At 51.7% G+C, this 23,122-nt stretch carries 20 protein-coding genes and 1 pseudogene; 14 read left to right on the forward strand and 7 right to left on the reverse strand.

Translation table 11 applies throughout. The annotated features are described in order from the left end of the window. The first annotated feature begins 67 nt into the window (after positions 1-67). From recG to LQE92_RS08690, 3 genes are all read left to right on the forward strand, one after another. Positions 68-2,152, forward strand: a complete 2,085-nt coding sequence (gene recG, locus LQE92_RS08680) for an ATP-dependent DNA helicase RecG (RefSeq protein ID WP_231062573.1) — start codon at positions 68-70, stop codon at positions 2,150-2,152. 138 nt (positions 2,153-2,290) lie between these two features. After that, positions 2,291-2,995 carry an ABC transporter ATP-binding protein gene (locus LQE92_RS08685; RefSeq protein ID WP_231062574.1) on the forward strand — a complete coding sequence of 235 codons (705 nt, stop codon included), beginning with the start codon at positions 2,291-2,293 and terminating at the stop codon, positions 2,993-2,995. Beyond that, positions 2,989-3,783, forward strand: a complete 795-nt coding sequence (locus LQE92_RS08690) for a hypothetical protein (protein WP_231062575.1) — start codon at positions 2,989-2,991, stop codon at positions 3,781-3,783. The genes LQE92_RS08685 and LQE92_RS08690 overlap by 7 nt, the downstream gene beginning before the upstream one ends. Here LQE92_RS08690 and LQE92_RS14690 read toward each other — a convergent pair. The 6 genes and pseudogenes from LQE92_RS14690 to LQE92_RS08715 form a co-directional block, all read right to left on the reverse strand. Further along, positions 3,710-3,991, reverse strand: a complete 282-nt coding sequence (locus tag LQE92_RS14690; RefSeq protein WP_408611448.1) for a DUF4368 domain-containing protein — start codon at positions 3,989-3,991, stop codon at positions 3,710-3,712. The two genes, LQE92_RS08690 and LQE92_RS14690, sit on opposite strands and share 74 nt — an antisense overlap. Before the next feature lie 24 nt (positions 3,992-4,015). Beyond that, on the reverse strand, positions 4,016-4,357 hold the full coding sequence (locus LQE92_RS08695; RefSeq protein WP_331001272.1) for a recombinase family protein: 342 nt from the start codon (positions 4,355-4,357) through the stop codon (positions 4,016-4,018). Between the two features lie 271 nt (positions 4,358-4,628). Next, complete coding sequence (locus tag LQE92_RS08700) at positions 4,629-5,000, reverse strand: replication initiator protein A (RefSeq protein ID WP_231062576.1); 372 nt, start codon at positions 4,998-5,000, stop codon at positions 4,629-4,631. Positions 5,001-5,361: 361 nt separating this feature from the next. Further along, a complete protein-coding gene (locus LQE92_RS08705) occupies positions 5,362-5,724 on the reverse strand; it encodes a cysteine-rich VLP domain-containing protein (protein ID WP_231062577.1) in 363 nt (120 codons plus the stop codon). A gap of 398 nt (positions 5,725-6,122) precedes the next feature. Continuing rightward, positions 6,123-6,416: pseudogene (locus LQE92_RS08710) on the reverse strand (sortase); the annotation flags it as partial. Positions 6,417-6,786: 370 nt separating this feature from the next. Then, positions 6,787-10,767, reverse strand: a complete 3,981-nt coding sequence (locus LQE92_RS08715; protein WP_231062578.1) for a leucine-rich repeat protein — start codon at positions 10,765-10,767, stop codon at positions 6,787-6,789. 323 nt (positions 10,768-11,090) lie between these two features. Here LQE92_RS08715 and LQE92_RS08720 point away from each other — a divergent pair, with 323 nt between their 5' ends. Then, entirely contained in the window at positions 11,091-11,804 is a 714-nt protein-coding gene (locus tag LQE92_RS08720; RefSeq protein ID WP_231062579.1) for a LytR/AlgR family response regulator transcription factor, read from the forward strand. Positions 11,805-11,806: 2 nt separating this feature from the next. Next, positions 11,807-13,147: a sensor histidine kinase gene (locus tag LQE92_RS08725; protein ID WP_231062580.1), complete on the forward strand. Its 1,341-nt coding sequence runs from the start codon at positions 11,807-11,809 to the stop codon at positions 13,145-13,147. 330 nt (positions 13,148-13,477) lie between these two features. On the opposite strand, the gene LQE92_RS08730 is transcribed toward LQE92_RS08725, so the two are convergent. Next, entirely contained in the window at positions 13,478-14,326 is an 849-nt protein-coding gene (locus LQE92_RS08730) for a PHP domain-containing protein (protein ID WP_231062581.1), read from the reverse strand. A gap of 118 nt (positions 14,327-14,444) precedes the next feature. On the opposite strand from LQE92_RS08730, the gene LQE92_RS08735 reads away from it, so the two are divergent. From LQE92_RS08735 to acsB, 9 genes are all read left to right on the forward strand, one after another. Further along, complete coding sequence (locus tag LQE92_RS08735) at positions 14,445-14,801, forward strand: hypothetical protein (RefSeq protein ID WP_231062582.1); 357 nt, start codon at positions 14,445-14,447, stop codon at positions 14,799-14,801. A gap of 196 nt (positions 14,802-14,997) precedes the next feature. After that, positions 14,998-15,498, forward strand: a complete 501-nt coding sequence (locus tag LQE92_RS08740; protein ID WP_231062583.1) for an SEC-C metal-binding domain-containing protein — start codon at positions 14,998-15,000, stop codon at positions 15,496-15,498. A gap of 183 nt (positions 15,499-15,681) precedes the next feature. Continuing rightward, positions 15,682-16,107, forward strand: a complete 426-nt coding sequence (locus LQE92_RS08745; protein WP_231062584.1) for a cobalt transporter — start codon at positions 15,682-15,684, stop codon at positions 16,105-16,107. Between the two features lie 13 nt (positions 16,108-16,120). Beyond that, positions 16,121-16,315 carry a CooT family nickel-binding protein gene (locus LQE92_RS08750; RefSeq protein WP_147596395.1) on the forward strand — a complete coding sequence of 65 codons (195 nt, stop codon included), beginning with the start codon at positions 16,121-16,123 and terminating at the stop codon, positions 16,313-16,315. A 140-nt stretch (positions 16,316-16,455) separates the two neighbouring features. Beyond that, complete coding sequence (locus LQE92_RS08755; RefSeq protein ID WP_231062585.1) at positions 16,456-17,376, forward strand: methylenetetrahydrofolate reductase; 921 nt, start codon at positions 16,456-16,458, stop codon at positions 17,374-17,376. A 35-nt stretch (positions 17,377-17,411) separates the two neighbouring features. Next, a complete protein-coding gene (locus LQE92_RS08760) occupies positions 17,412-18,188 on the forward strand; it encodes an ATP-binding protein (RefSeq protein ID WP_231062586.1) in 777 nt (258 codons plus the stop codon). 53 nt (positions 18,189-18,241) lie between these two features. Beyond that, complete coding sequence (cooS, locus tag LQE92_RS08765; RefSeq protein ID WP_231062587.1) at positions 18,242-20,134, forward strand: anaerobic carbon-monoxide dehydrogenase catalytic subunit; 1,893 nt, start codon at positions 18,242-18,244, stop codon at positions 20,132-20,134. Positions 20,135-20,174: 40 nt separating this feature from the next. Continuing rightward, positions 20,175-20,948, forward strand: coding sequence for an ATP-binding protein (locus LQE92_RS08770; protein WP_231062588.1), 774 nt, complete (start codon positions 20,175-20,177; stop codon positions 20,946-20,948). Positions 20,949-20,959: 11 nt separating this feature from the next. After that, on the forward strand, positions 20,960-23,089 hold the full coding sequence (gene acsB, locus LQE92_RS08775; protein ID WP_231062589.1) for an acetyl-CoA decarbonylase/synthase complex subunit alpha/beta: 2,130 nt from the start codon (positions 20,960-20,962) through the stop codon (positions 23,087-23,089). The last annotated feature ends 33 nt before the right edge of the window (positions 23,090-23,122 follow it).

The following is a 23,122-nucleotide window of genomic DNA, read 5'->3' on the forward strand; positions in this document are numbered from 1 at the left end:
GAGTTTTTAGAGAAAGAAGAGGATTGCCGTGGGGCGGCAATCCTTTTTAATACAATGGGAAAGTCTTATGGATGTTTTGGAGGATGACGAAATGAAGCTTACGGATTCGGTGACAGCCATAAAGGGAGTTGGGGAAAAAACCGCCAGGCTCATGGAGAAGCTGGGAATACGAAACATTGAGGATCTGATCCATGCCTATCCCAGGGACTATGACCGTTATGAACCCGTGGCAGCTGTCGGGGATATCTCCGTTCCCGGAATCTACTCAGTGGATGCCACAGTGGCCAGACGACCGGAAGTGAAGCCGGCATCCAGGATAAAGGTGACGGCAGCTGTCCTGCAGGACGGCAGTGGATCCTTAAAGGCTGTCTGGTTCAATATGCCTTATCTGGTCAATGCTCTTAAACCGGGCGGACGTTACATCTTCCGCGGCAGGGTGGTGCGGAATCAATATGGTCTGTGTATGGAGCAGGCGGTTGTCCTTGGACATGACGAATATGAAAAACTTCTGCATACCAGGCAGCCGGTTTACAATCTTACGGCGGGGCTTACCAATAAAGCAATGATGAAGGCAGTATACCAGGCTTTAGAAGCGCTGCCAGTACAAAAGGATTATCTGCCTGATTGGATAAGGAAGAAGGAAGAACTGGCAGAATATAATTTTGCCCTGCGGACGATACATTTTCCGAAAGATGAACAAGAACTTCTGTTTGCGAGGAAACGGCTCGTCTTTGATGAATTCTTTCTGTTCATACTTGCTCTCAGACTTTTGCGGGGAAGCAGCGAACGGAAAAAGAACGGATTTCCTGTCAATGCTTTAGAAGAGGCGGAGAGACTGGAAAGGGAACTTCCATACGCGCTCACCGGCGGACAGAAGGAAACGCTGCGGGATATCTTTCGGGATATGAAAGGAAAGAGCCTGATGAGCCGTCTGGTACAAGGAGATGTGGGCTCTGGCAAGACAATAGTGGCGGTCCTTGCGCTGCTTGCCGTGGTGGAAAACGGTTACCAGGGAGCTATGATGGCGCCGACGGAGGTGCTGGCGAAACAGCATTATGAATCGATTACCGCGATTTTTTCCAATCATGGCATCGAAAAGAACATCGTACTGCTGACTGGTTCCATGTCTGCCAGGGAAAAACGGGAGGTATATGAAAAGATTGCTTCCCATGAAGCGGATATCATTGTAGGAACCCATGCCCTTATACAGGAAAAAGTGGTGTATGACAGCCTTGGCCTGGTAATCACAGATGAACAGCACAGGTTTGGCGTCCGCCAGCGGAAACTGTTTTCTGAAAAAGGAGGCGAGCCTCACGTCCTTGTCATGAGCGCTACGCCAATCCCCAGAACTTTGGCGATCATTTTGTATGGTGATCTGGATATTTCCGTCATAGACGAGCTGCCGGCGCGGAGGCTTCCCATCAAAAACTGTGTCGTCGGAGTTCCGTACAGGAAAAAAGCCTATCAGTTCATAGAGGGAGAAGTTAAAAAAGGGCATCAGGCATATGTCATATGTCCGATGGTTGAGGAAAGTGAACAGATGGACGGAGAAAATGTCATAGATTATGCCAGAAAGCTCCAGAGCATTTTTCCTCTCTCCATCAAAGTGGAATACCTCCACGGCAGGATGAGCGGCGCTGAAAAAGAGGAGATCATGGAGGCCTTTGCCGAAAACCGGATCCAGGTACTGGTGTCTACCACTGTGATCGAGGTGGGGATCGATGTGCCGAACGCTACGGTGATGCTGGTGGAGAACGCGGAACGGTTTGGACTGGCCCAGCTCCACCAGCTCAGGGGACGCGTGGGGCGCGGGAGTTCTCAGTCCTACTGCATTTTTGTAAACGGCTCGGAGGATGAAGAAAAAAACAAGCGCTTGGAGATTCTGAATAAATCCAATGACGGATTTTATATTGCCTCAGAGGATCTGAAGATGAGAGGGCCGGGCGATATCTTTGGAATCCGTCAAAGCGGCCTGATGGAATTTTCCATTGGAGATGTCTTTACAGACGCGGACATTCTAAAAGAAACGGCGGAAGCTGCGGAGACTGTCCTGTCGGAAGATCAGGACCTTTCCTCGGATAAATACCGGGTGCTCCGCCAGAAGATCGAACTTCAGCTGATGCGGAGGGCAGACAGCGCGCTGTCTTTATAAATGAAAATTGGCGAAGGATTCTTAAGATTGAAAAAGAAGAATATACAGCTGTATGAAAGAATGCTATAATAAAACAAATGCCTTTTAAAGGCTGTTTGTTTGGTAATGCAGGAATTTTGAATAAAGGAGATAATAAAAGTGGCTTCTATACTTGAATGCAGGAATCTGGAAAAGTCTTATGACGGCGGAAGAACAAATGCCTTAAAAGGAGTGAGCTTATCTCTGGGCAAAGGAAGGATCATTGGGCTTCTGGGTCCGAACGGAAGCGGAAAGACGACGTTTATCAAGCTGATCAACGGACTGCTGACGCCAGAAAAAGGCGAGCTTTATATCGGCGGTTACCCGGTAGGGGAGGAGACAAAACGTATCATTTCGTATCTGCCGGAGGTGACATATCTGAATAAATCCATGAGGATTCATCAGATCATCGATTATTTTCGCGATTTCTATGATGATTTTGATACTACGCGGGCTTATGAAATGTTGAAAAGACTGAATATCAATCCGCAGGACAGGATGAAGACCATGTCGAAAGGGACCAAGGAAAAGGTCCAGCTTATCATGGTTATGAGCAGAAATGCCAGTCTGTATGTGCTTGATGAGCCGATCGGCGGGGTAGACCCTGCTGCCAGGGACTATATTTTGAGTACCATCGTATCCAATTATAATCCGGAAGCGACGATTCTGATCTCCACCCATCTGATCGCAGATGTGGAGCAGATTCTCGATGATGTGATATTTTTAAAGAATGGAAACGTGGTGATGGCCGCCCAGGCCGAGGATTTGAGAAAGACGAAGGGCTGTTCCATTGATGCCGTGTTCCGGGAGGTGTTCAGATGTTAGGCAAGCTGTTAAAATACGACTATAGATCCAATCTTTATTATTTTCTGCTCATGTATGCGGTTTTTATCGGCATCACATTCTTAGCGCGTGTTTCCATTTCCATGGTGGATATTGATTACCCGGCTTTCGATAATGACGTTCTTTCTATGATGACCGTTATGGGATCCGTCGTCATGTATTTCATTGGCTGCGGCGCTCTGATGGTGCTGACGTATCTTATGATCGCCATGCGCTTTTACAAAAATCTGATGGGAAACGAGGGATATCTTTCCTTTACCCTGCCGGTGTCCTATCATTCCCACCTGATTTCAAAAATTATCAGCGGTGTGACCCTGCTGATTGTCAGCTTTGTGATTCTGGCTTTGTCCGGAGTGATACTGACTGCGGGAACCGATATGTGGGGATATCCCATGGTGAGTTTTGCAGAGAGGCTGTTTGAAGCAGTTAAGCTCTATAATCCTTTTATCGCGATTTTGTATGTCCTGAACGGACTGGTCTCTGTCATCCAGATGGTATTGGTGATTTATTTTTCCATCTGTGTCGGCCAGCTGGTATCAAAACACAGAGTCCTGGCGGCTATCGGCATCTATATAGGAACGAATATTGTGCTGGGGATGATTTCAGCGCTTGGCAGTACGATTTTTATCAGCCTTCTTGACGGCTCCTACGGTTCCACCTTGTATTTCACCGTGACGAATCTTGCTTCTATATTGTTTAAGACCGCGGTAGCAGCAGGAGGATACATTGGTTCTTACTGCATTTTAAAGCATAGGCTGAATTTGGAATGAGGCTGTTGCGATAAATAAAGAGAGAGTCCGGTTCTGCTTGGTTGAGGGCTTCTCTCCCAATCTGGAGCGGGATGCGGATTTTGCCCACATAGGTAAAGTAGACTTCAATGGTGACATGCTTCTTCCCGCCGATTCGCTCCGGGCTGTGCACCACAATTTTACTCACTAGTTCGTTCAGGAGGGCGGCGTCCAGCTCTTGTATCTCCATGTATCTGTCCACCGGCTGGTGCTCTCATGCATCCGGCGCACCCTGACCTATGTGCGGATGTTCCGGGAGGATTTCACCCAGGAGATGCTGAAAGACATTCTTCATCATCTCCTGAAAGCCGGGGCGGTTAAAACTCGTCCCGCTGTACCCGTCGTCCACGAAAAAGACGGTATTTTTGAGGCCGTGGTCGGCGGCATACTTCGACAGTAAAGCCTTTTGATTGGTAATAGAATTGCTCTCGCCGTCCAGGGCGTCGTCCTGGCTCAAACGGCAGTATAGTGCTGTGATTTCCCCCCATTCGGGGACACGTCTGGCTGCTGGTTCATAAACAGCTCCTTTCCTCCCGTATACGGGATTGGCAGCCAAGCGAACGGTTGCCTCTATTGTAACGCTCCGGTTGAGGTTTTGCAGCCCTTTTCATTCTTTTTCTTCCAGCTCCCGTTCCATAATGCGGCGCAGCTTGCTCACGACGCTCTCCGCGCCCTTGTCCGCGTAACGGGGGAGCAGGTGATAGACCGTGTTTCCCTCTGTGACGGTTTACTCGTCCGCGTCCAGTTCAAAGACAAACGCGCCGTCCTGATAGTGCCGGGCAATGCGCTCCACAGCCTCCGGCTCCAATTCTTCCAGCAAATGCTTGTTATCTGTCATTCGTGTGTCCTCCTTTCTTTTCGGCCACAGGGATATTCAGCGTGATCTTCGCCGGCCTGCCTAGGCCCTGCTTTTTGCGCACGATCAGCCCGCAGGCTTCCAGCTCCTGAAAGGCGCGGGTGGCCACCTGGCGACTGAGGCGCAGCTTGTTCTTAGCTTCCTCCACGGTGAAGTAAAGGCGTACCGTTCCGTCCGGTTCCAGGTAGCCGTTCTCCCTGGAGAGATTGGCCCGGTCGAACAGCAGGGCGTAGAGCAGCCTGGCATCGTTGGAGATTTCCAGAGCTACCAGGAAGCGGGGGAACGGGAGATAGGCGGGCGTGGGTGTGTCGTACGTCAAGGGATAAAGAGTATTGTCGTTCATGATTCCATCCTTTCCATCCATCTGACTGATTTGATTGATTGTTTTACTATCTTCTCTTTAACTTACTTTTCTTTCATTACCGTCTAAATCAAGGCTGTCAGACGTCGGGTTTGCCATGCGCTGAAAGCCATGAAATGGAGCGCCCAGAGCGTCGGCTTTTCCGCGTTCTGAAAACCCAATATTGGAAAACCCGGTTTAGGTAATGTTATCTGTTGTTTCTTCTGCCCAGTCCATTCCTGTGAGCCTGTTCGGGAAAATCCCGTTTAGGGAAACGCATGTGGACAGTTAGAGGGGTGCTTGGGCGGGGTACAAGGGATTTATGCCTCCTGCCCGTCGAGGGATGCTGAAAACGCCTGTAAAGTCAGGACTTTTTTGCCTCTAACTGTCCACGATTGAGCCGTCTTTTCCGCTCGCTCTGCGCCTTCTGTCTGCGGTGGACCCCCGTCGCGCAAACCTTGCAGTATTTCGCACGGTTGGAGCCGGGAAGGAAGGGCTGGCCGCAGATGATGCAGCGTTTCAACTCATCACGGAACAGCAGGGCGGTTTCCAGCCCCTTGTCCAGCGGCAGGACGGCGGCCTTAAACCACTTGCACAGCAGGGAGTAGGAAATGCTTTGGACGCAGATACATTCCTCGCCGTCGTCGAGAGCGATGCAGTTACCGCCCGCGTAGTTGCAGCACTCGTGTACCAGCTTCCGCGTCCTGCGGTACTGCGGGTAGGTCATGATGGGGATTTTGTCTTTGATATGTCTTGCCTCCTTTCCAAGCGGACAGAAAAATGTCCCTCTATATACCCGTACATTTTAAGGAGAAATGTTGCACCCCTTTCCGAAAAAATCGGCTTATCCATGAAGCAAAATCGCACTTGCCTCCCGCAAAAATTTATCCCTCCATATACCTGTACATTTTGGTTGAAAACGACGGGGCTTCATAAAAATTTCTCTCTGCTATTCCGTACATATTCAGGCCTAATTCGCCCCTTTTGCAAAAGATTATTGTAAAAATTAACAAAGCCGCCGCAGTATGAAACCGCGATGGCTTTCTTAGTTAAGTATTCTGAAAACAGCAAAACGCCGCCATCCACCTTTTGAAAGGGAATGACGGCGTTCTGCTTTTCGGTGGATTACCCTAACGCGCTTGTCAGCCTGCATTTCACCACCAGGCGGTTTTTGCCGCTTGCGGTACAGGTAATCAGCGCCAGGGCATGTTCCCCTTCGTAGTCCTCCAGCACGTTAATTTCGTCTGGAGCAATGATTTGGATGCCATACACTACATATTCGTAAGCCTCTCCATACTTGTCTGTGAGCCGGACGACGGCGCCGGTTTCCAGCTCGTCCAGCCAACCAAAGTGGGAGTCGTTCTTGTAGTTGTGGCCTACAATGACGATGTTTCCCGTGTCCTCCGGCGAACCCGGCCCCGCATAGAGGCAAGGGGGCGGTTTTTAAGGCGTTGTCGGAGAGTTCCGCCAGCACCGCAGCTCCAGGCCGATTTCCTCGATGGCAAGCCTCGCCATGACCGGGTAGCCGCCCACGTCCTCCAGAACGGGGACGCGGGACGGCTCCGGCTAGGTTGTTTCCTCCGGCTGGGGTGTGGCCGGTCGCGGCAGAGGCGGGGCTTGGCTCTGCTGGGGATCCTCCAAGGCCGGCCAGGAGGGCGGCATACCCACCACCACAGCCTCCGGCTCGTTGGCGGTGAGGGCGGAAAAGCCCGCCAGCAGGAGCAGCGCGCCCAGCCACAAAGGGGTTTTCAGCCGGAACGCGCACTTTGTCCGCTTGTGTTTTCCGCGCTTATCCATGCCGCTTTTTGTAGCCGCCTTTTCTGCCCACCAGCGCGGCGCAGCCCAGCAGTGCCGCCGTCGCCAGCAGCGCCCAGGGCCAGGGGCTGCTCGTATCGCCCGTCTGCGGGATGGTGGAGGAATTGATGGTGATGGTTACGGTGTGGGGCACGCCGTCCACCGTGTAGGTCGCGGTGGCCTTGCCCACTTTGAGCGCCTTAAAGGTGTAAGTATCGCCATTCTTCTTCATTTCCAGCAGGTCTGTGTCGTAGCTCCAGGAGCCGCCCGCGGGGGCGGGCGTCCAGCTTATGCTCTGGCCTTGCAGCAGGGTATAGCTCTCCGGCAGGCCGATGATGACGGTTTTGGCAGTCACCTTTGCCACCGCATAGAGGGACAAGCTGGAGAACGTGCCTTTGGCGATACCGCCGCTCACGGTGACGGTGCGGCTTTCCAGCACGTTATCCTTGCAGTGCAGGATGATGGCTGTTTGGTCGTTGTACTTGGCGTCCACCGGGATTTCCACTTCCAAGTCGCCCTTGTACTTGCCGGATTTGAGGCCGATGTCAAAGAGCACGATCAGATCGCCCTTGTCCTGCCGGGCACGGATGTCGTCGCAGACCGAGTAGGCGCCGGTGGGATGCAGCAGCATTTCCTTGACTTCCAGCGCCGCTCCCTCGGTAAACAGGCCGCTCACCCGCACGCCGGTGGCCTTGTCGGTCAGAGTGCGCCAGGTATAGGTGGGGCCAGGGTCAGAGCTGCCGCCCGTGTAGCGGAAGTTAGCGGTGAGGGTCACGGGGCTCTCGGGCATATTAAAGCTGACCGTTTGCGTATTGCCCACGGTTACGCCGCTGGCTGTCCAGCCGGAGAAGCTATAGCCGCTGCTGGCGGTGGCGGTGACGGAGATGGACGTGCCCGGCTTATAGCTGCCGCTGGCGGTGCCGGATACGGTGCCGCCGCCTCCTGCCTGCACCGTCAAGCTGTAGGCGGGGATGAATTTCGCGCTGACAACGCCGCTGCCCGCGTCATTGGTGGCCACGGCACCTTCCACAGTGAAAAAGTTGGCGACGATATCCCTTAGCGAATAGCCTGTTTTGGGGGTCAGGGTGATTACGGCTGTATATTCAGTGTCCCCGGCAAAGGCAGCGCCGGGGTCGGGTGACCACGCCACCGTACCGGTATATTGCTCTGTTTCCAGAATCTCAGTCACCGGAGCCTCTCCGCGAACCGGAACCGTTACGCCGTCTATCTTTGAAATGCTGACCGGGGGATTCCATATTGCTTTAAGCTCGGTCACCGAAGAGGGGACGCTCTCACCGGGGTCGTAAAGCTTTCCATCGCCGTCCATCCACCGCAGGTAGGTCCCGGCTTCATCCGCCGGGCGGACGTAGTCCGATCCATCGGGCGCGGTAAAGCTTTCGCCGGCATAGACGAAATTCAGGACTTCGATGGGCTTCCCCTGATACCCCGCGTCGGTGAGAAGCTTGCCGCCGTTCAGGTTCAGCGCCATTGTCTTGAGATCGGCGGCGCCCTGCGTGTTCAGTATTTCCAAAACCGGACGGTAGTTATAAGTATCGACCTGGTTGTCCGGACTCGATAAACCGGAATAGCGGGCGGTGCTGTACCCCCGGGCCCAGCGAATGCTGTCGTACATAGATCCCGAGTCGCCTGTGTCCTGTCCCCACGCGCTGCGGTAGGCCCAATTTTTGATATATCCGCTTACATTGTCCTTGTAGTACTGCCCGCATTTATTCAGAATAGCGTCCCACTCGTTGTTTTCCGGGATGCCGCGCTCCTCATCTGTATACTCGTGAATGGAATCGCCTCCCGTCGTGGGCGCCCGAATGGTATAATCGACTCCGCGGTCTGCATAGGAGGTTCCGAAAATCAGGCCCGCATCCTTTAACATATTCCAGCTCACCGGCCACTCATCGCCACTTTCTTTGATAACCAGGGTATAATCGGCGATAAACAGGCTATGGTCGTACACGTACCGCGCCGTATTCTCCGCCGTGCTTTGTATGTTGTCCATGGACTCCGGAAGCACGTAAGCGCTCACCGTCCCGGTATAGGTGAAGGGCATGTAGCGCAGGGATATGTCCGGCAGAGCGTCGCCATGTCCGGTGTCACTATCATGCACCTCGCCGGGAAAGGCTACCTCGGACAGGTCAAAATAATAGGTGCGGCCTTTGACAATGTTGTATTGTTCCTTCGCCTCCATCGCGTCGATAAGCGCCCAGCCGGAGAGACCCACGCTGTGTCTCCAGCTGTCGGAATAAACCGCGCCGGCTCCGCCTGGAAAATTAACCTTGCCGGTGGGCGAAATACCCTGAAAGGCGTCGGCTTCAACCGCGGGCGGCGTATCTCCCAAAAAGGTGAGATCATTTAAGCTGCCGCAGTTATAAAACGCACGTTTCCCGATGGTCTGTATGCTCTCCGGGAAGCATACGGCTGTGAGCCTGGAAATTTCCCGGTAGCCGTCCATCTCGTTCTCTACCTTGGTCAGGCTGTCCATGCCCGACAGATCAAGGGTTTGCGCGGCCCACCCGCTGCTCTCGAACAGGTTCAGCAGGTATTTCCAGCTCCATCCTGTAATCGACCCGGCGCGGCCCCTGAGCTTGATGACGGTGATTTTCGACTCGTTCGTGCCGCTGTGGGCAAGAGCGGCCTCGACGGCGGATTTCATGGGATTGTCCTCCAGGCTCGTACCGCCGCCATCATCGTCCAAGATCACAGTAAGGGAGGTGGCGTCGGGGTCCTTCACGAAGATGGTGAATTCCTTTGTGAAGTTGCATGGCATGCCGTCGGTGATTTCCCCGCCGTTTTTGACGGTCGCTAGAACGGTGACCACGCCGCCTGTCGTAGCTCGAAGCACGTTGCCGCCCGTTATTTCCGCCCCGGTTCCGTTTGCATCCTGAACGCTCCACACGATGCTCTGGTAGCTGGCTTCGACGGGATCAATCGTCGCCGTCAGGACAAGATCTGTATTGATTGAAACGGTGGCGGCGCATGATAGAGTGATATCATTTATAGGAACGAATACCGTGTTCAGACTGGAGAGAGTCCAATTATCACGCCCAATATCACTTTTCCATGTCTCGGTGTAATTTCCGTCAGCTCCCTCAGGGTAATAGATTGTACCGTTTTGAGCAGCCTTATAAAAAGCGTCACTGGCGATGGAAGAAGGAGGTGAATTCCCTAAAAAGGTCAATGTTGCAAGGCGTATGCAGGAAGTGAACGCCTCGCTCCCAATGCTTTGCAGGCTCTGTGGGAAAGTCACGCTTCGAAGGTATCCGCAGCTGTTAAATACCTCGTCCCCAATGGACCGAAGACCCTCCGAAAAGACTACCTCCTCCAGATCCGTACAATATGAAAATGCATTGCGTCTAATTTCAGTGAGACTTTCCGGGAACACCACTTTTTTAATCTTTAGGCACTGATTGAAAGCATAACTGGAAATGCTGGTGACTCCCTCTTGAATCTCCAATAACTTTACGGCTTTATTTGCAGGCTCGGGAATTCTCTCATCGTTCTTCCAGTTTTCGCACCCCTTGTCGGTGCTGATGGTCAGCTTGCCGTCCTCGGGATTGAAGGTATAACCTTTACCTTGAATGAGCGAGCTACCACTTGGGGAGGCCCCCAGCGCCATAGGAGCATCGCAATCGCCCTCATGCCCGGCAGGGAGCTTGCAGCCCTCGTTCAACGTACAGGCGGCGGGACCGCTGTCCTGTCCCAAGCCGCCGCAGTTTTCATCGTGGACGTGGGTGCAGGGTTTGCCTTCCACGGCCTCCACATACCCGCAGGCATCGTCATGCTCATGCGTAAAGGTACAGGGCGCTCCCTCCACGGCCTCCACATAGCCGCAGTTTTCATCGTGGGTGTGGTTACAGCCCGTTCCCGCGGCGTGGGTTATGCCGGAGAGCGGGAACACGCTCGACAGCATACACAGGCACAGCGCCAGGGCCAGCCATCGGTTTTGCTTTTTCGTCTTTCTCATGGTGTTTCCTCCTTTGATTTTCGGGCCGCCGCCCGGCGTTTTTCCATACAATAGGGATTGTTGTCTGTCCTACAATGTAGGACAGACAAGGGGTATACCCCTTGCGCGCTTTTCTCGGTTTGCCGCTTCGGAGCCGTTGGCTCCGGTGTTTTTGTCCACCTCGATTGTCGCAAATTCATCCCCTTTATTCAATAGAAAAAGCCTAAGCCGTTCCCACAGAGCCTAAGCCGGAGGTTTTTGCCGCAAACCGGGCGGATTTCATGGTATAATGGTCTTGACAAATGAGAATTTCTGTGATTTGCCTTGTGGAAGGAGGAATAACTATGCTGGCTGTGATCTGTGACGATCTGGCCGCTGACCGGGAAATTCTGCTGGAATACTGCGCCCGGTACGCAAAGGAAAACCGCCTGCCCATCGCCACGCTGGAGTTTGAAAACGCCGGGGCGCTGCTCCAAAGCCGGGAGGCCAGAAGCGCCGGCGTGATGTTTCTGGATATTTATATGGACGGCGCGCTGGGGGTGGACGCGGCCCGCATCCTGCGGGGCAAAGGTTTTCGCGGCGCGCTGGTGTTCACTACCACCAGCCGGGAGCACTATGCGGATGGCTTCGATGTGGAGGCCGCCCATTATTTACTAAAGCCGGTGCGCTGGGACGCTTTTTGCGAGGCCATGCGCCGGGTGCAAGACCGCATAAACACCGGCACGCGAAGGGTGCGGGTCACTGCCGGGCGGGACGAGGTGGACATCGACGTTTCCGGCGTCGAGTACATCGAGGTTTATGGGCACAAGACCATGCTGCACACCCTCAAGGGCCAGATTGTGGTGAGCCAATCCCTTTCTGCGTTGGAGGAAGCCTTGGGCGGCGACCCGTTCCTGCGGTGCTACCGCTACTTTATCGTCAACATGGATTTTGTGAAGCGGCTGAACGAGGACGGCTTTCTGATGAAGGACGGGCGGGAAATCCCCCTCTCGCGGGATGGCCGCGCGGCTCTGAAAAGCAGGTACATGGCCTATGTGTTCAGGCGGATGGAGGGGTGAGGATGGAGGCCATTATTTCGGAATATATCGTATGGGGCATCGACATTGTGATGACGATCGTCTTCTGCCTCTACGTCCTCAAAGATTGCCTGCGGGTGCGGACGCCTGTGCTGGGTGGTATTGCGGCGGCACTGACGCTTTTCGGCGCGGCGGCAAGCCTTGGCGCGGCAATCTTTGCAAACGGTAGGCTTCCTTTCACGATGGACTATACCATCACCCTGCTGCCGCTGTGGCTCGCTGCAGGGCTGCTGCTTTTGCGGTGGGCCAGCAAAGAGAATTGGGGGCGATTGGTGTTCGTCCTGCTTCTCTCGGTGCAGGCCCTTCATTTCTGCCAGGCTGTGACCTACTTTACATACGGGCTTTTCTTTCCAGCGCTGGCGGAGGGGACGTTCTGCTGGGCCGACATTCTGGGCTTCGGCATCCCCCGCCTGCTGATTACGCTGCCATTGGCTGTTTTTTGCCAGAGGCTTTATTCCAAGCTCCTGGCTGCTGATGTAAAACAATATGTTCGGTTGTGGGTCGTCCCCCTGTTTTTTGTGTTTTTATATTTCATGCAGAGTAACCTCTACTCCGTTAATAACAATTTTACCCTGGCAAACGGCTTTCGCATCATCATCTGCGTGTGCGCATTTATGACCTATTCGCAGATGGCCTCCGCCGTTTCCAGCAGCGCAAAGGCGGCGAAGGAAGCAGAAAATCGTGCCCAGCTCGCCCACCAGCTCGATTTGCAGCGGGCGCGGGTGGAGGATTTGGAGAGTCACGCCGAGGAAATGAAGCGCATCCGTCACGACCGCAGGCAGCATGTGCGGGTGCTGCGGGGCCTGCTGGAAAAAGGAGAGGTCAAGGAGGCCCTGGCCTATCTGGAGGATTACGAGGGCAGTATGGCGGAGGCCATCCAGCCGCCGCTGTGCGAAAATTTTGTGGCCGACACCCTCTGCCGCCGCTATGAGGCCCTGGCAAAGCAGGCGGGGGTTGAGGTTTCCATCAGCGCGTTGCTGCCCAAGGAGCCGGGGGTCGCGGGAAGCGATCTGGCGGTCATCCTGGGCAACCTGTGGGAGAACGCCGTGGCCGCCGCGCTGGACGCGGGAGAAGGCAAACGATTTATCCGCTTACGGGTACAGGCCCAGGAGGAACAGGTCTTGATCCGCATGGAGAACGGCTACGGCGGGCTGGTCTACCAGGAGGGCGAACGGCTTTTGTCCAGCAAGCCGGGCCGGAACAAAGCCGAGGGCGTGGGTATCGCCAGCGTCCGGGCAATGGCTGTAAAGTACGGTGGCATGGCGGATTTCACCTACACCCTGGACACCTTCACCGCTTCGGTGCTGCTGTATACGGGCAGGTGACGGGCATACGGGGAAAGGTCGGGCTAATAGGTCAAAGCCTGTGTGTCCACTGGCTTTTGAAACAGGGTCGTACTCTACTGGTGGGCATCCCCCAACCCCCCGGAAACGCCCCCATTGGGGGCGGCTGCGCGTCCTGCGGACGCTGGAAAATGACAGTAGAAGAGGGAACGCTGGCACGCAAAAAGCTCCATGTGATGAGCTTTCATCACATGGAGCTTTTTCGTTTCCCCGTTCGCTTGGCGTAAGTCAATAATCTAGTCATACTTCTTTATGGCTCACTGCCTTCGTCGGACTCTCTTTTTATTTCGTATAAAAAATATGCGTCGGTATTCAAGAGACAAGATTTAAAAAGCAGGAGTACGGAACGCGGAGGTTTCCTTTACCTGTACCCAGGGATACAGAAGGCTTGGCGGTGCCATGGAAGTCGGAACCGCCGGTGAGAAAGAGACCGTGTTTTTTAGCAATCCTGGCAATTGATGCCTCGTCAGATGAAGTATATCCGGAGTAATAGCCCTCTATCCCACGAAGGCCGAGAGCTTTCAGATGACCGGTAAAAGAATCCAACTGCATTTCACACATATGACATAAGATTGGATGAGCAAATACCGGCATCCCTCCGTAGGACAGGAGAAATGAAATGGCTTCTTCCGGAGCTACTGGCTTTCTTGAAACATAATAGGGACAGCCTTTTCCAATCAGCTTGGAAAAAGCAGTATCTTTATCTGCAATTTGGTCCTTTTCAGCCAGATATACGGCTATGTTGGCTCTGGTGAGGACGGCCCCCTTAAAATGTCGGTGAAGAGCTTCCATGGATATATCGAATCCCCCATTTTGAAGCTTTTTCACGATTTTTTGATTCCGGTTTTCCCGGTCTGTCTGCCAATATGCCAGCTGCTCCAGGAATCCAGGAGCCTGCCAATCCATTCCGTATCCCAGGATATGAACGCTTTTTCCCTGCCAGGTACAGGACAGCTCGATTCCCGGGATTGCCTGGATGCCCAGACGGTCACAGGCTTCCAACATCTCTGGTGTCCCTGCGGCAGTATCATGGTCAGTCAGGGAGACGGCGGCCAGCTCTTTTTTCTTTGCAAGGGCAGCCAGCTCTTCCGGAGTGAAAGAACCGTCAGAATAAGTGGAATGCATATGAAGATCTATAGATAAGCCTGTATTTAAGTTCATGGAAGAAGTTCCTTTCCTGATGATATTAGAAAACATCGATTATTGCGTATACCTTTGAATTCCTTTCAAACAAACTTATTTTTATTAACCCGAGGAAACAGAAGGATGTCCGATTCCATTGAGGCGGCTCACCGCGGCGCGCTGCCCTAAGGCGCGCGGGCCGTGTGGATATCCAATCCTTTTCTGGAATCTAAGAAATGAAATTTGTCCGGTACAGTGCGGCGGAAGGGCACCGGCAGAAGAATTCCGGGCCGGCCTAAAGGCGAGCGCCGCAGGGCAGCGGCCGGTGTTCTCCAGGAGGAGGGAGGCAGAAACGGAAATACCGATTCCGTTTCTGAGCGAACAGGAGACGGGAAATCATAAAGATTTCCTGTCGACATGTGAGCGGTACTGCCGGAGCGGAGATAAAGCGACCCCTGCATCGCCAACGAACCGAAATCGTGACGGTCCGGAACTTTTGCCGGTGCTGAACTGAAGCTTGATCAGAGCTTACTAAAAATGATTCCAGAAAGTGTTTTGTACTATAGTATATCACACTTGTTTTTTTGCAGCAACAATGCTGGAAAGGAGAGATAGAATCCTGAATTTGCTATTGCCATAACATGTCCGCTTCGGGTATAATGGACACTAGAGAAGTATTATTTTTAATCAATAGAAGGATGGTACAGGGAATGACACTTTTAGAACAATGGAGAAAAATGGCTTATGAGAGCCAGATGAGCGAACAACAGAACAATTATTTCTGGGGGAATTATTTTAACCTGGAAAAAGGAATTTATGAGAAGCTTCTTTCCGCTCCGGAGGAAGCCGTGACCGGCACGGTAAAAGAACTGGCGGAGAAATATGATGTGGATCTGATGACCATGGTCGGTTTTCTGGACGGTATCAATGACAGCCTGAATAAAAGCAATCCTATAGACAGCATGGAAGAGGATACCCCCGTCAGCCTGGAGTTTGACAAAGAGCTCCTGTATAAGAATATGGTTGGGGCAAAGGCGGACTGGCTTTATGGACTTCCTCAATGGAATGATATTTTCACAGAAGAGCGGCAGAAGGAGCTCTATAAAGAGCAGAAATCTTCCACGACAGTTGTGAAAGGAAAAAAAGTGGGGAGAAATGATCCATGTCCCTGCGGAAGTGGAAAAAAATATAAATACTGTTGTGGAAGATAATGACAGATACCATATATCGAGATGGTCATATTTTGTATTTTTTTGTGAACATTGTCAAAAATACCCCAAAAAAAAGGAAATAGCCTTGATTAATATTACCAGACAAGGTATAATGACTAAGAATAATTAAAAATTTAACACAATGATTTTTTTTGAAAATGATTACAGAAAGGAGATTGTGGAATGCACGTAATTACGGATGAAAACGGGAATATCGTCCACAGCCATCATGCGCATCCCCACACTCATTTGATTGAACACACCCATGAACATGTTCATGAGGAAGGCCATGAAAATGAGCACGATCATGAACACGGCGGAAACCATACTCACGGCCATGACGGCGAAGAGTGCGGCCATGCCCACAGCCACGGATGTGCCGGTGCCTGTGACAGTTGTGCAGAGGCAGAGGATGAGACTCTGGCGCTTGTAAGCTATATGCTTCAGCATAACAAGCATCATGCGATGGAATTGGATGAAATGGCGAAAAAGCTTCGTTCCATGGGCAAAGGAGAAGCGGCAGACCAGATTGAAAAGGGTGTTTCTGAATTCGAGAGCGGCAATGTACGCTTGGAAGTGGCACTTTCCTTACTGAAAGCAGATAAGTAGGAGGTGAAGGGGAATGTGTCTTGCAGCAGTTTATGGTAAACGGCCGGAAGAGGATGAGACGCTCCTTCTTAAGAACGTCAGCAAGATCCTCATTGATGGAGATGTGATCACCATGTATGACATCATCGGCAAGGAAATGAAAATAAAGGGAGCTTTGACAGAGGTTGACCTGGCAGGCAGCATTGTAAAGGTCCGCTGCACCGACTGAAGTCTTTAGAGTGAATGGAATACTGCCTCGGATAAAGCATCAGGAGGCAGTATTTACTGAGTTTAAGAATGTTACATAATAAATCACATAATTAATAATGGGTTCAAAACAAAATGAAATATACTTAGGAGGTATGTATTATGAAACAGTTAACCGCGATCATGAAGGAGAGGACAGCTTTTTCCTTCGAGCTTTTTCCGCCGAAGACCGACAAAGGTATGGAGAATCTTCCGGGGACCATTGAGCATCTCTGTGAATTTAAACCGGATTATATTTCCGTAACCTATGGTGCCGGCGGAACAAACGTAGGAAAGAATATGGATGTCTGCGGGATGATTCAGAAAGCAGGAACAACGCCGGTGACTCATTTCACTTGTATCGGCAATACCCGTGAGGGCATCAAAGAACAGCTGCAGGACTACCTGGACCACGGCGTTAATAACATGCTGGCGCTCCGCGGCGACCTTCCCTTTGGATGGACCGGAACAGGCGGAGATTTCGCCTATGCTACGGATCTGGTAGCTTTTGCACGGAAGGAATTCGGCGATAAGATTGAGATCGCTGTTGCAGGTTCTCCTGAAGGACATATTTCCTGCCGCAGCCTGGAAGCCGATATCGCTGTTCTGAAACAGAAACAGGATAATGGCGCCGATTATATCATGACTCAGCTTTGCTGGGATATGGAACAGTTTAAGCGCTGGCTGGATGCGATTCGCAAGGCCGGCATAACCATGCCTGTGGATGTAGGCATCATGCCGATCCTGGATATGGCCGCTACCATTAATATGGCGCTTTCCCGCAATGCCTGTGTAATGGACCGCAAGCTTTGCGAGATTATCTCAAAGAACTGGATCTTCCCGAATCCGTTTGACAAAGAGCCTTTCGATGCCGCGGTTGATGAAAAGAAAGCAGCCTTCAAGGAAGCCGGCATTGAGTATACGATCAGACAGATGGATGAGTATCGTGCGTGCGGCGTTGACGGTATCCATATGTATGCTCTTAACAAATGGAAAGATGTATCAGAAATCATCAACCGTTCAGGACTGCGTACGATTGTTTGATCACATAAACATGAGACATGAAGGAGGGCACTGAAATGGCCTATACGATTGCGGTAGCAGGCAAAGGCGGCGTTGGCAAGACAACCCTTTGCGGTCTGCTGATTCAATATTTGTGCGAAAAAGAAAAAGGACCGATTCTGGCCGTGGATGCGGATGCCAATTCTAATCTGAACGAGGTTTTGGGCGTGGAGGTGGAAGCGACTCTGGGGGATATCCGGGAGGAGATAGCCCGGGCGGAAATGATGGATCCCAGTCCGATTCCGGCGGGTATGTCAAAGCAGGATTACGCGGCGTTCCGGTTTAATTCCGCACTGGTTGAAGAAGACGACTATGATTTACTGGTGATGGGTAGAACCCAGGGCTCAGGCTGCTACTGCTACGTAAATGGCCTTTTGACGGCCCAAGTTGCCAGACTCTCCAGCCAATATGAATATATTGTCGTAGACAATGAAGCTGGTATGGAACATATCAGCCGGGGAATCCTTCCACATGTGGATGCAGTGATCCTGGTAAGCGACTGCTCCAGGAGAGGAATCCAGGCGGTTGGCAGAATTGCGGAGCTGGTGAAGGAATGCAAATTAAATCCCGGAGCAATGGGGCTTATCGTGAACAGGGCACCGGAAGGCAGCCTGAACGAAGGTATCCGGGAGGAGATTGATAATCAGGGTCTGAATTTGATAGGCGTAGTTCCCCACAGTGAAGCAGTATATGAGTTTGACTGTGAGGGGAAGCCCACGGCAGTGAACCTGCCCCAGGATTCCCCTGTGAGAAAGGCCTTGATTGAAGCAGTGGAAAAACTGTTACATTCTTAATAGAATTGAATGGCCCGCCGGATCGGGCGGACTGAAACTGAAGGAGGTTAATAATGGGAGACTTTAAGTTAACAAGCGTTGATGAATTCGAGGCGGCTACAGCCAGACTCCTGGAAACAGGCGCAAAGGTTGGCGCTGATTCCTGGCAGATGAGGGTGAAGAACCAGTCGCCTCACTGTAAATTTGGTGAGACCGGCGTCTGCTGCCGTATCTGTGCCATGGGACCCTGCCGCATTACACCCAAAGCGCCCAAGGGCATCTGCGGATGTGACGTACACGGCATCGTAGGGCGTAACTACCTGAAATTTACCGCCGGCGGAGCGGCTACTCACTCAGATCATGGACGTGAGATCTGTCATACTTTGTATTTGTCCGCAGAAGACGGGAATTATAAAGTAAAAGACCCCGAGAAGCTGAAAAGGATCGCAAAAGAGTGGGGTGTGGAAACAGAAGGAAAAGATATCTACGATCTGGCTCATGAGATGGCCGAGCTGGCTCTGCTGGAATACGGCAAGCCTTTTGGCAATCAGAGATGGCTGAAGAGAGCTCCTCAGACCACCCAGGATATCTGGGAAAGAGAAGGAATCGCTCCCCGGGCGATCGACCGTGAAGTTTCCACTTCTTTACATATGAGCCATATGGGATGTTCCTCCAAGCCGGAAGCTCTGATTCGTCAGTCTCTGCGGGCAGGTCTTGCAGATGGCTGGGGCGGTTCCATGTGCGGCACGGAATTTTCGGATGTCCTGTTTGGTACACCTAAGCCCGTTGATACAGAAGCGAACTTGGGCGTTATGAACGCAGAAAATGTAAATATTATCGTACATGGCCATGATCCGAGCCTGTCAGAAATGATCTGTGAATATGCTGATGACCCTGAGATGATCGCATATGCAAAATCTTTTGGCGCAAAGGGCATTACCGTATCAGGTGTCTGCTGTACCTCCAATGAAGTAGCGATGCGTCGCGGGATTCCCATGGCCGGAAACTTCCTTCAGCAGGAAAATGTAGTTCTGACCGGTGCATGTGAAGCAATCGTCGTTGACGTTCAGTGTATTTTCCCGGCGCTCGGGCCGCTGAGCAAATGCTTCCATACAAAATTCATCACCACATCTCCGATCGCTCAGATGCCTGACTCTGAATTCATCGAGTTCCATGCAGAGAACGCAGGAGAGAATGCAAAGTCGATTGTTAAGCTTGCCTGCGAAAACTTTGTAAACAGAAATAAGGATCTTGTATACATTCCCGATATGAAGCAGAAAGCTACTGTCGGTTATTCTGTAGAAGCAATCGTAAAGGTTCTGGACGGTGTTACGAACTCTCAGGTGGATGAGACCGGTACTACCAAGCCTCTCCTGGAATGCATCACTTCCGGCGTGATCCGAGGTGCGGTTGCCATGGTAGGCTGCAATAACCCTAAAATCCGTCCTGACCATGCTCATATTGAGTTGATGAAAAAGCTGATCGCAAATGATATCGTAGTCATTGCTTCCGGCTGTGCCGCGCAGGCTGCTGCGAAAGCGGGACTTATGGATAAGCAGGCAAAAGATCTTTGCGGCGCCGGCTTAAAGAGAGTGTGTGAGCTGGCAGACATCCCTCCCGTACTTCACATGGGCTCTTGTGTGGATATCAGCCGTATGATGATTCTGGCTGCAACTTTGGCTAAGGATTCCGGACTTAAGATTTCTCAGCTGCCGGTAGTGGGCTGTGCTCCCGAGTGGATGTCAGAAAAGGCCGTATCGATCGGTAACTATGTTGTGGCTACTGGTATTGATACCTTCTTAGGCGTTGACCCTTATGTATCTGGATCTTCTGAGGTTGCCGATCTTCTGACAAATGGTGTCAGAGAGTGGGTCGAAGCAGCTTATACGGTAGAAAAAGATATTGATAAGCTGGTTGATTCCATGATTGACCGAATTGAAGAAAAGAGAGCTGCAATCGGCATTTGATGCAGGGCTTTCGATGATAAAAACTAGAGGTGAATAGGACATGAAAATTGCTGTGACAGGAAAGGGCGGCGTAGGAAAGACTACGTTTGCAGCTACACTGGCAAGGCTTTACGCTGAGGAAGGGAAGAATGTACTGGCCGCAGATGTGGATCCGGATGCAAATCTGGGATTGGCGCTGGGCTTTTCCGATGAAGAACTGGACAGTATCGTTCCCATAACAAAGATGCGAAAGCTCATCCAGGAAAGAACCGGTGCCGATGAGACGAATAAGTTTTTTCGGATAAATCCGAAGGTGGATGATATCCCTGCACTGTACGCAAAAAGCTGCAACGGCGTCAAGCTGCTGGTATTGGGCACTGTGGAGACAGGCGGCAGCGGCTGTGTGTGTCCGGAGCATGTGATGTTGAAACGAATCATCAACCATCTGGTACTCAGAAGCGATGATGTGGTGATCTTGGATATGGAAGCCGGCCTGGAGCATTTGGGCAGGGGAACAACAGAAGGGATGGACCAGTTCGTCGTAGTGATCGAACCCGGCGCAAGAAGTGTACAGACTTACCGGAATGTAAAGCGCCTGGCTGATGACCTGGGTGTGAAACAGGTAAAGGTCGTGGCCAATAAGGTACGCGGTGCGGAAGATGAGGAGTTTATAAAGAGCAAGATTCCTGCCGAAGACCTCTTGGGCTTCATCCACTATAATTCTGAGGTGATCGACGCAGACAGACAGGGTAAATCTCCATATGATTTCAGCCCTGCCGTCAAGGCGGAGATTCAGAAGATCAAAGAAAAAATTGATGAAGAGGCAAATTGTTAGGAGGTAGAACAGTGACACTATTTGATAGAGTATTTAATGGTTCGGATGCAGTGTATGGCCTCACAGAAGGCGCGATCAACGCTGCGATCGAGAAACACGGAGCGGATAAGGAAGTATCCTTCCCCAATACCGCATACAGCTTACCCTGCTATTACGGCGTGACAGGCACAAAGGTCACCAATCTGGGGGAATTAAAGGATGCTTTGGGCGTGGCTAAGAGCCTTATGACCCGGGAGAAGAGACTGAATGACGCGTTTATGTCCGGCGTTGCTACCGCTTTATGCGCAGAGTTCATTGAAGTGCTGAAATATATTGATGGAGCGGAACCCTACAGTGAGCCCTGCTACGGCCATCTGGCTGATGCCGTTATCCGTGAGCTGGGCGTGCCGCTGGTAACCGGAGATATCCCCGGCGTGGCTGTTATTCTCGGAAAAGCGCCGACAGCCGATGATGCCGCTGCTCTTGTAAAGAGCTATCAGGCGCAGGGTATTCTGGTGACGCTGGTAGGCGATGTGATTGATCAATGTGCAGAAAAGGGCGTGAATATGGGCGCAGGTGTCCGTGTGATTCCTCTTGGCAAGGATGTGACGGCTGTGATCCATGTGGTATCCGTTGCCATCCGTGCGGCCCTTATCTTCGGAAATGTGGCACCTGGAGATGCGGGAGCCCTTATGAAGTATACATTTGAGCGTGTACCGGCATTTGTCAATGCTTTCGCTCCTCTTGATGATGTCGTGGTCGCATGCGGTGCAGGCGCAATTGCTCTCGGCTTCCCGGTCATCACCAATGAGACAGAGAACATTTTCCGCGTACCGAAGAGCCTGATCGTTCAGGAAGACGTGTCTAAGTTCAATGCAACTTCCCTGGAAGCGCGCGATATCAAGATCAAGATTACCGATATTAATATTCCTGTGGCATTTGCATCTGCCTTTGAAGGTGAGATCATCCGCAGAAAGAACATGCAGGTAGAGTTCGATGGCTCCAGAGTGGACTGCTTTGAGCTGGTTCAGACGAAAGATGCTTCTGAGATTGAAGATCATAAAATTGAAGTCATCGGGCCTGATTTTGATGAATTTGAGTTTGGAAGCAAACACAGCATCGCCTATATCGTAGAAGTTGCCGGCAAGAGCATGCAGTCTGACTTTGAATCCGTATTCGAGCGTAAATTCCATAGTTATATCAACTGCATTGAAGGCGTAATGCATACCGGACAGCGTGACATGATCCGCGTTCGTATCAGCGATACGGCTTTCCAGGCAGGCTTCCGGGCAAAACATATCGGAGAAGTGCTGTATGCAAAGATTAAGAATGATTTTGACGCAGTTGTGGACAAATGCCAGGTAAAGATCTATACGGACGCAGAAAAGGTTACAGAGCTGCGCCACAGTCTGGCGATTCCTGCATTCAATAAGCGTGACGACAGACTGAAATCCCTGACTGACGAATCGGTTGATGTATATTACAGCTGTATCCTCTGTCAGGCGTTTTCTCCGAGCCACGTATGCGTGGTTACTCCGGAGCGTCTTGGACTCTGCGGCGCCGTTTCATGGCTGGATGCAAAGGCCACCAACGAGCTGGAGCCCACTGGACCCTGCCAGGTCATCACCAAAGAGCGTGTGATCGATGAGAGGATCGGTGAGTATGAGGATGTAAACGAGGCTGTTAAGAAATTCTCCAACGGTGCTCTCGAGGATGTATCCCTCTATTCTATCATGGAGAAGCCCATGACTTCCTGCGGATGCTTTGAGTGTATCTGCGGCATTGAGCCTTTCTCCAATGGTGTAATCATTGCAAACCGTGAATACGCAGGCATGACTCCTCTTGGAATGACTTTCCCTGAGCTGGCCTCCATGACCGGCGGTGGTGTTCAGACTCCCGGTTTCATGGGACACGGCAAACATTTCATTGCTTCCAAGAAATTCATGAAAGCGGAAGGCGGCATTGAGAGAATCGTATGGATGCCTAAGGATTTGAAGGAGCAGGTAGCAGAGAGACTGAATGCGACTGCAAAAGAACTGTATGGAATCGATAACTTTACCGATATGGTCGGTGACGAGACTATCGCAGAGGATCCCGAAACATTACTGGAGTTCCTGACCGAAAAAGGACATCCCGCACTGGGAATGGAACCGATGATGTAACTTCCGCAAGGGGGAATCAGGCGTTTGTCAAAC

This window comes from Lientehia hominis, from assembly GCF_021044755.1.
Taxonomy (GTDB): Bacteria; Bacillota; Clostridia; order Lachnospirales; family Lachnospiraceae; genus Lientehia; species Lientehia hominis.

Bases quoted from the DNA above. Each gene is read 5' to 3' on its own strand.
- recG (WP_231062573.1), top strand. From the start codon at position 68: ATGGATGTTTTGGAGGATGACGAAATGAAGCTTACGGATTCGGTGACA.
- LQE92_RS08690 (WP_231062575.1), top strand. From the start codon at position 2,989: ATGTTAGGCAAGCTGTTAAAATACGACTATAGATCCAATCTTTATTAT.
- LQE92_RS14690 (WP_408611448.1), bottom strand. From the start codon at position 3,991: ATGGAGATACAAGAGCTGGACGCCGCCCTCCTGAACGAACTAGTGAGT.
- LQE92_RS08700 (WP_231062576.1), bottom strand. From the start codon at position 5,000: ATGAACGACAATACTCTTTATCCCTTGACGTACGACACACCCACGCCC.
- LQE92_RS08705 (WP_231062577.1), bottom strand. From the start codon at position 5,724: ATGACCTACCCGCAGTACCGCAGGACGCGGAAGCTGGTACACGAGTGC.
- LQE92_RS08715 (WP_231062578.1), bottom strand. From the start codon at position 10,767: ATGAGAAAGACGAAAAAGCAAAACCGATGGCTGGCCCTGGCGCTGTGC.
- LQE92_RS08720 (WP_231062579.1), top strand. From the start codon at position 11,091: ATGCTGGCTGTGATCTGTGACGATCTGGCCGCTGACCGGGAAATTCTG.
- LQE92_RS08725 (WP_231062580.1), top strand. From the start codon at position 11,807: ATGGAGGCCATTATTTCGGAATATATCGTATGGGGCATCGACATTGTG.
- LQE92_RS08730 (WP_231062581.1), bottom strand. From the start codon at position 14,326: ATGAACTTAAATACAGGCTTATCTATAGATCTTCATATGCATTCCACT.
- LQE92_RS08740 (WP_231062583.1), top strand. From the start codon at position 14,998: ATGACACTTTTAGAACAATGGAGAAAAATGGCTTATGAGAGCCAGATG.
- LQE92_RS08745 (WP_231062584.1), top strand. From the start codon at position 15,682: ATGCACGTAATTACGGATGAAAACGGGAATATCGTCCACAGCCATCAT.
- LQE92_RS08750 (WP_147596395.1), top strand. From the start codon at position 16,121: ATGTGTCTTGCAGCAGTTTATGGTAAACGGCCGGAAGAGGATGAGACG.
- LQE92_RS08755 (WP_231062585.1), top strand. From the start codon at position 16,456: ATGAAACAGTTAACCGCGATCATGAAGGAGAGGACAGCTTTTTCCTTC.
- LQE92_RS08760 (WP_231062586.1), top strand. From the start codon at position 17,412: ATGGCCTATACGATTGCGGTAGCAGGCAAAGGCGGCGTTGGCAAGACA.
- cooS (WP_231062587.1), top strand. From the start codon at position 18,242: ATGGGAGACTTTAAGTTAACAAGCGTTGATGAATTCGAGGCGGCTACA.
- LQE92_RS08770 (WP_231062588.1), top strand. From the start codon at position 20,175: ATGAAAATTGCTGTGACAGGAAAGGGCGGCGTAGGAAAGACTACGTTT.